Genomic DNA, 12,940 nt, shown 5'->3' with positions numbered 1-12,940 from the left:
AGGGTGGCCGCGAGTACGGCAGGTGTGGCTGACACCAGGGTGTTCGTCGCCGGCAGGCAGCTGAAGGGAATCCATGATGTTCCGCAAGGTGCTGGTCGCCAACCGTGGAGAGATCGCGATCCGCGCGTTCCGGGCGGGCTACGAACTCGGCGCGCGCACCGTCGCCGTGTTCCCGCACGAGGACCGCAACTCGCTGCACCGGCTGAAGGCCGACGAGGCGTACGAGATCGGGGAGCCGGGGCACCCGGTGCGGGCCTACCTCTCCGTCGAGGAGATCGTGGGTGCCGCCCGCCGGGCGGGCGCCGACGCCGTCTATCCGGGCTACGGCTTCCTGTCCGAGAACCCCGAACTGGCCCGCGCCTGCGAGGAGGCCGGCATCACCTTCGTCGGCCCCAGCGCGGCCACCCTGGAGCTGACCGGCAACAAGGCCCGCGCCGTCGCCGCCGCCCGCGCCGCGGGCGTGCCCGTCCTCGGCTCCTCCCAGCCCTCCACCGACGTGGACGAACTGGTGCGCGCCGCCGAGGAGATCGGCTTCCCCGTCTTCGTCAAGGCGGTCGCCGGCGGCGGCGGGCGCGGCATGCGCCGCGTGGAGGACCCGGCCCAGCTGCGCGAATCCATCGAGGCCGCCTCCCGCGAGGCCGCCTCCGCGTTCGGCGACCCGACCGTCTTCCTGGAGAAGGCCGTCGTGGAGCCCCGCCACATCGAGGTGCAGATCCTCGCCGACGGCGAGGGCAACGTCATCCACCTGTTCGAGCGGGACTGCTCGCTCCAGCGCCGCCACCAGAAGGTCATCGAGCTGGCCCCCGCGCCCAACCTGGACCCGGAGCTGCGGGACCGGATCTGCGCCGACGCCGTCCGCTTCGCCCGCGAGATCGGCTACCGCAACGCCGGCACCGTGGAGTTCCTCCTCGACCGCGACGGCAACCACGTGTTCATCGAGATGAACCCGCGCATCCAGGTCGAGCACACCGTCACCGAAGAGGTCACGGACGTCGACCTGGTCCAGGCCCAGATGCGGATCGCCTCCGGCGAGACCCTCGCCGGCCTCGGCCTGTCCCAGGACACGGTCACCCTGCGCGGCGCCGCCCTCCAGTGCCGCATCACCACCGAGGACCCCGCCAACGGCTTCCGCCCGGACACCGGCCGGATCAGCGCCTACCGCTCCCCGGGCGGCTCCGGCATCCGTCTCGACGGCGGCACCACCCACGCCGGTACGGAGATCAGCGCGCACTTCGACTCGATGCTGGTCAAGCTCACCTGCCGGGGCCGTGACTTCCAGGCCGCCATCGGCCGGGCCCGGCGCGCGGTCGCCGAGTTCCGCATCCGCGGCGTGGCCACCAACATCCCGTTCCTCCAGGCGGTCCTGGACGACCCCGACTTCCAGGCCGGCCGGATCACCACCTCCTTCATCGAGCAGCGCCCGCACCTGCTGACCGCCCGCTCCTCCGCCGACCGCGGCACCAAGCTGCTCACCTACCTCGCCGACGTGACGGTGAACCAGCCGCACGGCCGGCGGCCCGATGTGCTCGACCCGCTGACCAAGCTGCCGCCGCTGCCGGCCGGCGAGCCGCCCGCCGGCTCCCGCCAGCTCCTCGTGGAACTCGGCCCCGAGGGATTCGCCCGGCACCTGCGCGAGTCGCCGACCATCGGCGTCACCGACACCACCTTCCGCGACGCCCACCAGTCCCTGCTCGCCACCCGGGTGCGCACCAAGGACCTCCTCGCCGTCGCCCCGGTCGTCGCCCGCACCCTGCCGCAGCTGCTCTCCCTGGAGTGCTGGGGCGGTGCCACCTACGACGTGGCGCTGCGCTTCCTCGCCGAGGACCCCTGGGAGCGGCTGGCCGCCCTGCGCGAGGCCGTCCCCAACATCTGCCTCCAGATGCTGCTGCGCGGCCGCAACACCGTCGGCTACACCCCGTACCCGACCGAGGTCACCGACGCCTTCGTGCAGGAGGCCGCCGCCACCGGCATCGACATCTTCCGCATCTTCGACGCCCTCAACGACGTCGGCCAGATGCGGCCCGCCATCGACGCCGTCCGCGAGACGGGCACCGCGATCGCCGAGGTGGCCCTGTGCTACACGGCGGACCTCAGCGACCCGTCGGAGCGCCTCTACACCCTCGACTACTACCTGCGCCTCGCCGAGCAGATCGTCGAGGCCGGCGCCCACGTCCTCGCCGTCAAGGACATGGCGGGCCTGCTGCGCGCCCCGGCCGCCGCCCGGCTCGTCTCGGCGCTGCGCCGCGAGTTCGACCTGCCCGTGCACCTGCACACGCACGACACCGCCGGCGGCCAGCTCGCCACGTACCTCGCCGCGATCCAGGCGGGCGCCGACGCGGTCGACGGAGCGGTGGCCTCCATGGCCGGTACGACCTCCCAGCCGTCGCTGTCCGCGATCGTCGCCGCCACCGACCACTCCGAGCGGCCCACCGGCCTGGACCTCCAGGCGGTCGGCGACCTGGAGCCGTACTGGGAGGGCGTCCGGAAGATCTACGCCCCGTTCGAGGCGGGCCTCGCCTCCCCGACCGGGCGCGTCTACCACCACGAGATCCCCGGCGGCCAGCTGTCCAACCTGCGCACCCAGGCCGTCGCCCTCGGCCTCGGCGACCGCTTCGAGGACATCGAGGCGATGTACGCAGCCGCCGACCGCATCCTCGGCCGTCTGGTGAAGGTGACGCCCTCCTCCAAGGTGGTCGGCGACCTGGCCCTGCACCTGGTGGGCGCCGGGGTCGGCCCGGACGCGTTCGAGTCCACCCCCGACAAGTTCGACATCCCGGACTCGGTGATCGGCTTCCTGCGCGGCGAACTGGGCACGCCGCCCGGCGGCTGGCCGGAGCCGTTCCGCACCAAGGCGCTGCAGGGGCGGGCGGCGCCCAGGCCCGCGCCCGAGCTGTCCGGCGAGGACCGCGAGGGGCTGGCGAAGGACCGCCGGGCCACCCTCAACCGGCTGCTGTTCCCCGGCCCGGCCCGCGAGTTCGAGACGCACCGCCAGTCCTTCGGCGACACCAGCGTCCTCGACAGCAAGGCGTTCTTCTACGGCCTGCGCCCGGCCAAGGAGTACGCCGTCGACCTGGAGCCCGGCGTCCGGCTGCTGATCGAGCTGCAGGCGATCGGCGAGGCCGACGAACGCGGTATGCGGACCGTGATGTCCACGCTCAACGGCCAGCTGCGGCCCATCCAGGTCCGTGACCGCGCGGCGGCCTCCGACGTCCCGGTGACGGAGAAGGCCGACCGCTCCGACCCCGGCCATGTCGCGGCCCCCTTCGCCGGTGTGGTGACCCTGGCCGTCGCCGAGGGCGACGAGGTGGCGGCGGGTGCCACGATCGCCACCATCGAGGCCATGAAGATGGAAGCCACGATCACGGCCCCCAAGGCGGGCCGCGTCGCCCGCCTCGCCATCAACCGCATCCAGCAGGTGGAGGGCGGCGACCTCCTGGCGGAACTGAGGTGAGCGGCGGCCGGGGCCGTACGCGCCGTGGCCTACCCCGCGCCCGCGCTACCCCCGGCCGATGAGGTGGCGCAGGCGGGCGACGAGGAGGTTCGGGTCGCGCCGGGTGGCGGACGCGGCGCTCGGCACGTACACGGTTCGCCCGCGGACCGCCACGGAGGTCGGGTTGGACAGGCCTTCCCGCGTGGTGAGCACGGTCGTGACGGTGCCGTCCGCGCGGACCAGGACGACCCTGTTGCCGGTGTTCAGTGCGGCCAGCACGCTCCGTCCGGGGCCGGGAAACGTGAAGTCGTCGATGCCGGCGAGTCCGTCGGCCCGGGGCTCGACGGGGCCGGCGGCACCGTCCGCGCGGACGGGGATGCGCAGCAGCGTGCCCCGGTCGGTGTTGGACACCCACACCGCGTCCCGGCGGAGCCTGACGCCGTTGGCGCCGAGGCCGCGCGCCGGTGCCGCCGGGAGCGGAGCGAGCGCCGCGCCCTTCGCCCACGCCGTGGCCGTGCCGCCCGACCGGGGGACGCGCCAGACGGTGCCCCGCACCGAGTCGGCGACGTAGAGCACGCCGCGCCGCTCGTCGAGGGCCAGCCCGTTGGGCAGCCCGTCGGCCGGCAGCGCGGCGATCCGCTCCGGCGCGTCACCGGGGGAAAGGCGCCAGACGCCGGTCGCGCTGGTGCCGGTGGCGTAGTTGACGTACAGCGTCCCGTCGTGGGCGCGGGCGATGCCGGTGACGGCGGCGCTGTGCAGCAGGGGGGTGTCGGCGTGCGCGACGGCGGGCAGGGTGGCTCGGGTGCTGACGCGGCCGTCGTCGGTGACGTGGGCGATCTGCCGGGCTGAGGCGAAGGTCAGGTAGGCGGAGCCGTCCAGGCCGAGCGCGATGTTCTCGGGCGTCTGCCCGGCGGCCGGGTCGAGGTGGGCGAGGACGCGCGCCTCGGTGACGAGCGGCTCCTGGCCGGCGGCGGGCGCGGCGGCGAGGAGACCGAGCGCGACCGCGACCGCGGCGGCACCGGTCGGACGGGGGAGTCGGGGCATGTGACCTCTTCTCGGTCGGCGCGCGGGGCGCCGGCGTGCGGGGTCACACCAACATGACGGGGAACAGGTCACCGGTGGCGGGAGCCGGGCCGCGGGATCGCCCGCGCGGACCACCGCCGGGCTTCCGTACGGCGCGCGCCCGGGTCGCGGACCGCCCGGCGGGGCGGTCCGCGCGGACCCTGTCAGTCCCAGAGCGGATACGTCATGACCTGCTTGAAGCCCTCCGGACGTCCCTCCTGGTAGGTGAGGCTGATCCGGCTGTAGCGCTGCACGTCGGGGTGCTTCTTCCAGGGCTCGGTGTCGTCGAGCCGGACGGTCACCGGGTACGCGTGGAAGGAACCGGCCGCGCAGTACGGCTTGCAGTCGTTGACCATGTTCGTGCCTACCGCGGTCGCCCCCTGCGGGCTCCACTCGGTCCAGTGGAGCCCGGTGAGACGGCTGTTTCCGTCGCCGCAGGCCAGGATGAAGTCGCCGGGGCGGACGGTGCGGTTCCACAGGCAGTCGACCAGGACCGGCTGCGACGCACCGGTGTGGGACGGCGAGGTGCCGGCGCGGGGCTGCGTCGTGGCGGTGACCGGCGGACTGGCCGTCGCCGTGGTCATGGCCGCTGTCAGCAGGGCTCCCGCCGCGAGGAGGACCGCCGTACCCGTCACTGATCCGCGCATGGCCGCTCCCACCCGTCGTGCTGTGTCCGACCGCGTGCACCCGACGCTACGACCGTCCCGCCGTTCGCACCAGTCGCGCAGGTCGGGCCGTGTGTCAGCCGTGCGAGACGGTCAGCCCGTAGAAGGCCACGCGGGCCCCGTTGGTGGTGCTGTCCGAGGAGGACTGGTTGTAGGAGCCCGCCTTGAAGTACTGCTTGTACGGCTTGAAGGAGGACGGGATGGCGTAGTGCGTGGTCGTGCCGTTCACGGTCAGGTCGATGGTGTTCCCGCCGGAGACGGCGATGGTGTAGCTCCAGGTCTTGCCGATCGACACGTGCCCGACGGGGTGCTGGGTCTGGCCGCCGTCCGGCGAGTCCTCGGTGCCGAGGACGATGTCCCCGTTGGCGTGGTAGTACAGCTCCACCAGCGGCTTGGTGGAGGAGCCGCCGGAGCCGAGGTGGATCTGGCCGACGCAGACGTTCTTGGTCACGGACACCACGCGCAGCGTCGCGCTCAGCCGGTGGCTGCCGCCGAGCGCCCAGTCGGCGGCGGAGCCGTCGCGGTTCATCTCGCGCAGTTCGGAGCGGGCGTAGTTGGAGTTCGGTGTGGTGACGCCCTTCTCGGGCGCCCAGAACGTCATGGCGCCGTCGCGGGTGTCGGTGTAGAAGTACGCGTCCTGGTAGCCGTTCGCGCCCTGGAGCCGGGACGACGGGATGGTGGTGGGCTTGCCGGGGGAGCCGACGGGTTCCTGGAGCTGCCACACGGACAGGTCGAAGTTGCCGCCGGGCGCGACACGCGGGTCGGCCGCGTCCGCGCCGCCGGTGCCGAGCGCGGTGAGGGCGAGAGCGAGGACGGCGGTGGCCGTCGCCGCGGGTATCCGGGTGCGGGTCATGTGGGGGGTCCCTTCTTCGGACCGGATGCGGGCCGGGTGCCAAGCCAGGAAGCGTTCATGCTTGTGAACGTTGAACCCATGCTTGTTCGCCGGTGACCCGAGAAGTTAAAGGTCTGAACCAGACACGTCAAGAGAGCGCGGCCGGCTCGCACGCCGGCGCCGGCCCCTCACCAGGAGCCCTTCCGCACCGCTCGGCACCCGTGGGCCCTGACCGTGCTGGTGCCGACGTCGTCGACGCGGTCGCAGTGCCAGTCGTGCCGTCCGGCCCGGTCCTCGACCCAGACGCCGTCGCCCTCGGTGGTCTCGGCGACCTTGGCGCATCCCTCGCCCGCGAGCGTGCCGGTCCGCCGGTCCTCCGAGGTGCTCGCGCAGTCGTAGTAGTAGGGCGTCGGCGCGGGAGCCGCGAGTGCGGCCGGGACCGGCAGGGCCCCGCCGCCCGCTGTCAGCAGGCCGAGGCACAGGGCCGTCACGGTCCGGCGGCGCGTGGTGCGAGCGCGCATGAGGTGTCCCTTCCGGTGCCCGGCGGGTGAGCGGGCGGGGTGCTGATCCGGTCCCGGCCCCACGCGGGAGCGTTCCACCCGGCCGACCGTCCTGAAGCACCGCTCACCCGAACGGGGACAACCGGTGGTCCCGCCGCGCGCGGCGAACCGTCAGAAGACCCCCTCGGGCGCCCCGTGACCACCCGTCACGGGGACGGGCTCGCGATGCGGAGCGGCGCCGCGGGGGCCGGCGCGGTGGCGCCGGCCCCGCCGGTGGCGTCCGCCCACCAGTCGGCGCCGTCCTCGGCGTAGCGCAGCAGCACACCCTCGCGGATCGCCCAGGGGCAGACGACGGCCCGGGGCAGGCCCATCAGCTTCAGCGCCGTGTGCCCGACGACCGCTCCGGCCAGGCTCTGGGCGGCGCGCGGCGCGGAAATGCCGGGCAGCCGGGCGCGTTCGGCGGCGGGCAGCCCGGCGAGGGCGTGCACCGCCGCGCGCAGGTCCCGGCAGACCAGCTCCCGGTCCACGAAGGGACCGAACCGGCCCGGCGCGGCCCCGCACAACCGCGCCAGCTGCTGGAACGTGCGGGACGTGACGGCGGCGGTGCGCGGACGCTCCCAGCGGATCCGCGCGGCCACGTCCCGCAGTTCGTGGCGGATACGGCGGCGCAGTTCCTTCAGCTCGCCCGGGCCGGGCGGATCCTGGAGGCCCAGGTGCTCCCGCGTCAGCCGGCTGGCGCCGAGCGGCAGGGACGCGGCGAAGTCGGGCAGCCGGCCCCGGCCGAAGGCCACCTCCAGCGAGCCGCCGCCGATGTCGAGCAGTGCCAGGGGACCCGCCTTCCAGCCCAGCCAGCGCCGCGCCGCGAGGAAGGTCAGCTCGGCCTCCGTCTCACCGGGCAGGGTGCACATGCGGATACCGGTGCCGGACGCCACCCGTTGCAGTACCTCGTGGCGGTTGGGGGCACCGCGCACCACCGCGGTCGCGAAGGCCAGCGGGCCCGTCGCGTGCCACCGCCGGGCCGTGGCGCCCGCCGCGGCCACCGCCTTGACCAGTCGCTCCACCGACTCGTCGGCGATGGTGCCGTCCGGGCCGACCTGTTCGGAGAGGCGCAGCTTCCACTTGACGGTGTGCACCGGCAGCGGAACACCGCCCTCCACATCCGCGATCACCAGTCGGACCGTGTTCGACCCCGCGTCCACCACGCTCACCCGCATGGCCGGTGAGTACCCATTTCACCGGGGACCACCCTTCACACAGGGGGCGTGCCGGCGCACGGCGCACCCGGCCGCGTGCCTCAGCAGCGGTTCGCGCGGCAGTGGGAGGCGGGCCGGGAGCGTGAGGCGCACGGGCCGGCTTCCGGCCGAGGTCCGCCTCGAACCAGGTTCCCCCGACGGCCGGTTACCGCGGCGGTGGCCGTGACCCGCGCGCCCCGCCAGGCACTCGGGAAGGCCCGCCTGTCCTGATTTCAACCCCGTGCGTCCCGGCGGCCCCACCGCTGCCCTTGGATGGTCACGGCCACGGTCGGCGCGCGCGGCGGCAGATGAGGGAGCGGACGCGATGAGGGTACTGGTGATCGGCGGCGGCATCGCGGGGACCGCGACCGCCCTGGGCCTGCACAAGGCCGGTGTCGACGTCACCGTCTACGAGGCGCACCCGGACACGGCCGAGGACATCGGTGCCTTCCTCACCCTGGCGAGCAACGGCATGCGCGCCCTGGCCGAGCTGGACGCCACGCACGCCGTCACGGCCGTCGGTTTTCCGCTGACTTCGCTGCGGCTGCTGGACAGCCGGGGCACCGAGCTCGCGCACGCACCGCTCGGCGAGGCGGACGACCCCGCCCTGCGCTACCGCTGCCTGCGCCGCGGTGAGTTGAACGCGGCCCTCCAGGGCGAGGCGGTCCGCCGTGGTGTCCGGCTGCGCCACGGAGCCCGGCTGGTGTCCGTGACGGACGGCCCGTATGTCGTCACCGCCCACTTCGCCGACGGCTCCACGGCCACCGGAGACCTGCTCGTCGGCGCCGACGGCCTGAACTCCACCGTGCGCCACCTGCTCGTGCCCGGGGTCCGGCCCGGGTACGCCGGCCGGCGGGTCTACTACGGCTACACCGCGAGCGCCCCGGAACCCGGCCCGGACGGCGCCATCACCATGGTGCGGGGCGGCACGACCGCCTTCGGGTACGCGGTGTCACCGGCGGGGGAGGCGTACTGGTTCGCCCGCACCGGCGGCGCTCCGCTGCCCGCCGGGGCGCTCGCCGCGCCGCCCGCCGTGTTGCGCGCGCAGTTGCTGCCGCTGCTGAGGAAGGACGACACCCCCGCCGCCGCGCTGGTGGAGGCCTGCGCCGACGCCCTCATGGTCACCAACGCCACGGAGCTGCCGCTAGGCACCACCTGGCACACCGGGCGGGTCCTGCTCGTGGGTGACGCGGCCCACGCGGCCTCCCCGGCGACCGGCCAGGGTGCCTCGATGGCCCTGGAGGACGCCGTGGTCCTGGCCAAGGCCCTGCGCGATCTGCCCGATGTGCGGGTCGCGTGTGCCGGGTACGAGCGGCTGCGCCGTCCGCGGGCGGAGCGCAACATCTCCGTCAGCGGCGGCCTGACCCGTGGCACGCGTGTGCCGTCCGGCCGCGCGCCCGGCGTGTCCCCGCCGACCGGGCCGGAGGAGTGGCTGGTCCGCCAACTCGCCTGGGACACCCCGCTGTCCGAGGCCCCGCCCGAGCCGGGCTGACCCACGCCCGGCCACCCGCCCGAAGCGACCGAGCCGACCGCCGTGGGAGCCCGGGGCGACATCGGCAAGTTGAAGGAACTGGTGTCCGAAGACTTGTGGGCCGGTTGGTTCATCTCTTAAATCAAAGCATGAACTAAGCCGTGGGTCATACCCCTTGCATCCCCACACGTCTGGAGCCGCCGCATGAGACTGAGATCTCTGGGCGCAGTGCTGGCCGCCACGGCCGCGTTGCTCGCCCTGCCCGCCACACACCCCTCGGCCACCGCCGCCGAGACCCCCCTGTCCCAGGGGAAGACCGCCACCGCGTCCTCCGAGGAGAACGGCGGCACCGCCGCCGCCAAGGCCGTCGACGGCGACACCGGGACCCGCTGGTCCTCGGCCGCCGGCGACGACCAGTGGGTCCGGGTCGACCTCGGGGGCACCGCCACCGTCACCCGCGTCGTCCTGAACTGGGAAGCCGCCTACGGCAAGGACTACAAGATCCAGGTGTCCGGGGACGGGAGCACCTGGACCGATCTGAAGTCGGTCACCGGCTCCGACGGCGGCACCGACACGCTCGACGTGTCCGGCCGGGGCCGCTACGTGCGGATGCTCGGCGTGCACCGGGCCACCGCCTACGGCTACTCCCTGTGGGAGTTCCAGGTGTTCGGCACCGCGGACGGCGCCCAGGCGGGCTGCGGCACCGCGAACGCGGCCCAGGGCAAGGCCGCCACGGCCTCCTCCACCGAGAACGCCGGCACCCCCGCCTCCGCCGCCGTCGACGGCGACACCGGCACCCGCTGGTCCAGCCAGGCCGCCGACCCGCAGTGGCTCCGGATCGACCTCGGCTCCGTCCAGGACCTGTGCAAGGTGGACCTGAACTGGGAGGCCGCCTACGGAAAGGACTTCCAGATCCAGGCGTCCTCGGACGGCCAGAGCTGGAACACCCTCAAGAGCGTCACCGGGGCCACCGGCGGCACGGCGTCCTACGACGTCAGCGGCTCCGGCCGGTACGTCCGGATCTACGGCACCGCCCGCGGCACCGGCTACGGCTACTCCCTGTGGGAGGTGGCCGTGCACACCGGCACCACCGGCGTCCCGCCCGTCCAGGGCGGCGGCGACCTCGGCCCGAACGTCATCGTCGTCGACCCCTCGACCCCCGGCCTGCAGCAGAAGTTCGACGACGTCTTCGCCAAGCAGGAGTCGGCCCAGTTCGGCACCGGCCGCTACCAGTTCCTGCTCAAGCCCGGCACCTACAACAACATCAACGCCCAACTCGGCTTCTACACCTCGATCTCCGGCCTCGGCCTGAACCCCGACGACACCCAGATCAACGGGGACATCACGGTCGACGCGGGCTGGTTCAACGGCAACGCCACCCAGAACTTCTGGCGTTCGGCGGAGAACCTCGCCCTCAAGCCGGTCAGCGGCACCGACCGCTGGGCCGTCGCCCAGGCCGCGCCCTTCCGCCGCATCCACGTCCAGGGCGGCCTCAACCTCGCCCCCAACGGCTACGGCTGGGCCTCCGGCGGCTACATCGCGGACTCCAAGATCGACGGCACGGTCGGCCCGTACTCCCAGCAGCAGTGGTACACCCGCGACAGCTCGGTCGGCGGCTGGACCAACGGCGTGTGGAACATGACCTTCACCGGTGTCCAGGGCGCCCCCGCCACCAACTTCGACAGCGGCCCGTACACCACGCTGGACACCACCCCGGTCTCCCGCGAGAAGCCGTTCCTCTACCTCGACGGCTCCGCCTACAAGGTGTTCGTCCCGGCCAAGCGCACCAACGCCCGGGGCGTCTCCTGGCCCGCGAACGCCGGTACGTCACTCCCGCTCGACCAGTTCTACGTCGTCAAGCCCGGCGCGACGGCCGCCACCATCAACCAGGCCCTCGCCCAGGGCCTCAACCTCCTGTTCACCCCGGGCGTCTACCACCTCGACCAGACCATCGACGTCACCCGGCCGAACACCGTCGTCCTCGGACTCGGCCTCGCCACCCTCGTGCCCGACAACGGCGTCGACGCGATGCACGTCGCCGACGTCGACGGGGTGCGGCTCGCCGGATTCCTCATCGACGCGGGCCCGGTCAACTCCGACACGCTCCTGCGCATCGGCACCCCCGACGCCTCCGCCGACCACTCCGCCAACCCCACCACCATGCAGGACGTCTTCATCCGCGTCGGCGGAGCCGGGCCCGGTCTCGCCACCAACTCCGTGGTGGTCAACAGCGACGACGTCATCATCGACCACACCTGGCTCTGGCGCGCCGACCACGGCAGCGGCGTCGGCTGGGACACCAACCGCGCCGACTACGGCCTGCGTGTGAACGGTGACGACGTCCTGGCCACCGGCCTGTTCGTGGAGCACTTCAACAAGTACGACGTCTACTGGAACGGAGAACGCGGGCGGACGATCTTCTTCCAGAACGAGAAGGCCTACGACGCCCCGAACGCCGCCGCCATCACCCACGACGGCATCACCGGCTACGCGGCCTACAAGGTCGCCGACTCCGTCACCACCCACGAGGCGTGGGGCCTGGGCAGCTACTGCAACTACACGGCCGATCCCTCGATCGTCCAGGCCCACGGCTTCCAGGTGCCCGTGAAGAGCGGGATCAAGATGCACGACCTGCTGGTCATCTCGCTCGGCGGCAAGGGCCAGTACGCGCACGTCGTCAACAGCACGGGCGCACCCACCTCGGGGACCGACACGGTCCCGTCCAAGGTGACGTCCTTCCCGTAAGGACACCGGCCGGCCGCCGTCAGCCGCCGGCCAGGGTCTCGTGCGGGGCCCTGCGGTAGGTGCCCCGGTAGAGGGAGGCGAAGCGGCCCGGGTGGTGGAAACCCCACCGGGCCGCGATCTCCGTCACCGTGACGCCGCTGCCGGGATCGGCGGCCACCAGTTCGTGATGGGCGTGCGCGAGCCGCACCCGGCGCAGCTGGGCCAGCGGAGTGGTGTCCAGATGGCGGCGGAAGGCGTACTGCAGCCCCCGTACCGTCACATGGGCCGCGGCGGCGATGTCCGCGACCGTGACGGGCCGGTCCGCGTGGTCGTCGATGTAGGCGAGCGCGCGGCGCAGCACCGCCGGGTGCGCGTCGGTGCCGTGGGCGGCGGGCTCGTCCATGGCCGTGTTGGGGAACGCGGCCAGGACGCTCGCCGCCAGGTGCTGGGCGGCCGTGGCGGCGATCAGCGGCTGGTCCGCGATCTCGGCGTCGGACAGCACGTCGTCGCGCAGATGGGCGATCGTACGGGTGAGGTGGCGTGCCGCGGCGGCCGAGCGCGGCCGGTGCCCGGTCAGCCGTACCGGTTCCGAGCCGTCCCCGGCCACCTGGGCGAGCAGCGCGGGATCCAGCATGGTGATGTTGTACCGGGCGTTGCAGATGCGGCCCTGGTACGGCAGGTCCGGCGGCGCGAACAGCACCGCGTCCCCCGGGCCGAAGGCGTCCTCGACACCCCGGAAGCCGTGGTCCCGCACGGTTCCCTCGTGCACGACGCACAGGCAGATCCGGCCCAGCGGTGACACCGAGTAGGACATCTCGAAGTCCAGCGCGAGTTCGTCGACGCTCACCGCGGGGATGCCGGCGCGGTGGATCTGGGCACGGGTCGAGCCGGGCGTCCCGCTGGCGATACGCATCCTGGCGTAGGCCCGGCTGAGGAAGTCCTCCGTCTCGCCCAGGTCGTGGCTGTCGAAGCTGAGGCTGTCCATGCCCAGCTGCTGCCCCCGAAATCCGCTTCCACGGCCCAC

Annotated in this window: 9 protein-coding genes; 3 read left to right on the top strand and 6 right to left on the bottom strand. The window is 73.4% G+C overall.

Translation table 11 applies throughout. The features are described from left to right. Window positions 1–76 precede the first annotated feature (76 nt). Window positions 77–3,451: a pyruvate carboxylase gene (locus tag LG395_RS15885; RefSeq protein WP_225810239.1), complete on the top strand. Its 3,375-nt coding sequence runs from the start codon at window positions 77–79 to the stop codon at window positions 3,449–3,451. Window positions 3,452–3,496: 45 nt separating this feature from the next. Here the strand turns inward: LG395_RS15885 and LG395_RS15880 are convergent, their stop codons facing one another. The 5 genes from LG395_RS15880 to LG395_RS15860 all read right to left on the bottom strand — a co-directional run bounded on the left by LG395_RS15880 (window position 3,497) and on the right by LG395_RS15860 (window position 7,703). Continuing rightward, window positions 3,497–4,474, bottom strand: coding sequence for an SMP-30/gluconolactonase/LRE family protein (locus LG395_RS15880; RefSeq protein WP_225810180.1), 978 nt, complete (start codon window positions 4,472–4,474; stop codon window positions 3,497–3,499). A gap of 182 nt (window positions 4,475–4,656) precedes the next feature. Further along, entirely contained in the window at window positions 4,657–5,139 is a 483-nt protein-coding gene (locus tag LG395_RS15875; protein ID WP_225810179.1) for a hypothetical protein, read from the bottom strand. A 94-nt stretch (window positions 5,140–5,233) separates the two neighbouring features. Continuing rightward, window positions 5,234–6,010, bottom strand: coding sequence for a polysaccharide lyase family 7 protein (locus LG395_RS15870; RefSeq protein ID WP_171150367.1), 777 nt, complete (start codon window positions 6,008–6,010; stop codon window positions 5,234–5,236). Window positions 6,011–6,177: 167 nt separating this feature from the next. Next, window positions 6,178–6,510 carry a hypothetical protein gene (locus LG395_RS15865; RefSeq protein WP_225810178.1) on the bottom strand — a complete coding sequence of 111 codons (333 nt, stop codon included), beginning with the start codon at window positions 6,508–6,510 and terminating at the stop codon, window positions 6,178–6,180. Window positions 6,511–6,695: 185 nt separating this feature from the next. Further along, the gene (locus LG395_RS15860) at window positions 6,696–7,703 is read right to left on the bottom strand and encodes a Ppx/GppA family phosphatase (protein ID WP_171150365.1); all 1,008 of its coding nucleotides are present in this window, start codon (window positions 7,701–7,703) and stop codon (window positions 6,696–6,698) included. Between the two features lie 343 nt (window positions 7,704–8,046). Here LG395_RS15860 and LG395_RS15855 point away from each other — a divergent pair, with 343 nt between their 5' ends. After that, entirely contained in the window at window positions 8,047–9,213 is a 1,167-nt protein-coding gene (locus LG395_RS15855) for an FAD-dependent oxidoreductase (protein ID WP_225810177.1), read from the top strand. Between the two features lie 183 nt (window positions 9,214–9,396). Next, the gene (locus tag LG395_RS15850; RefSeq protein WP_171150363.1) at window positions 9,397–11,937 is read left to right on the top strand and encodes a discoidin domain-containing protein; all 2,541 of its coding nucleotides are present in this window, start codon (window positions 9,397–9,399) and stop codon (window positions 11,935–11,937) included. 19 nt (window positions 11,938–11,956) lie between these two features. Here LG395_RS15850 and LG395_RS15845 read toward each other — a convergent pair whose 3' ends face one another. Next, a complete protein-coding gene (locus tag LG395_RS15845) occupies window positions 11,957–12,901 on the bottom strand; it encodes an AraC family transcriptional regulator (RefSeq protein WP_225810176.1) in 945 nt (314 codons plus the stop codon). Window positions 12,902–12,940 lie beyond the last annotated feature (39 nt).

It is taken from the genome of Streptomyces spinosus, assembly GCF_020400655.1.
GTDB lineage: Bacteria > Actinomycetota > Actinomycetes > Streptomycetales > Streptomycetaceae > Streptomyces > Streptomyces argyrophylli.
The sequence above is the reverse complement of the archived record's forward strand: the minus strand, read 5'-3'. Positions and strand labels throughout refer to the sequence as shown.

Bases quoted from the DNA above. Each gene is read 5' to 3' on its own strand.
- LG395_RS15850 (WP_171150363.1), top strand. From the start codon at position 9,397: ATGAGACTGAGATCTCTGGGCGCAGTGCTGGCCGCCACGGCCGCGTTG.
- LG395_RS15860 (WP_171150365.1), bottom strand. From the start codon at position 7,703: ATGCGGGTGAGCGTGGTGGACGCGGGGTCGAACACGGTCCGACTGGTG.
- LG395_RS15875 (WP_225810179.1), bottom strand. From the start codon at position 5,139: ATGCGCGGATCAGTGACGGGTACGGCGGTCCTCCTCGCGGCGGGAGCC.
- LG395_RS15870 (WP_171150367.1), bottom strand. From the start codon at position 6,010: ATGACCCGCACCCGGATACCCGCGGCGACGGCCACCGCCGTCCTCGCT.
- LG395_RS15855 (WP_225810177.1), top strand. From the start codon at position 8,047: ATGAGGGTACTGGTGATCGGCGGCGGCATCGCGGGGACCGCGACCGCC.
- LG395_RS15885 (WP_225810239.1), top strand. From the start codon at position 77: ATGTTCCGCAAGGTGCTGGTCGCCAACCGTGGAGAGATCGCGATCCGC.
- LG395_RS15880 (WP_225810180.1), bottom strand. From the start codon at position 4,474: ATGCCCCGACTCCCCCGTCCGACCGGTGCCGCCGCGGTCGCGGTCGCG.
- LG395_RS15845 (WP_225810176.1), bottom strand. From the start codon at position 12,901: ATGGACAGCCTCAGCTTCGACAGCCACGACCTGGGCGAGACGGAGGAC.
- LG395_RS15865 (WP_225810178.1), bottom strand. From the start codon at position 6,510: ATGCGCGCTCGCACCACGCGCCGCCGGACCGTGACGGCCCTGTGCCTC.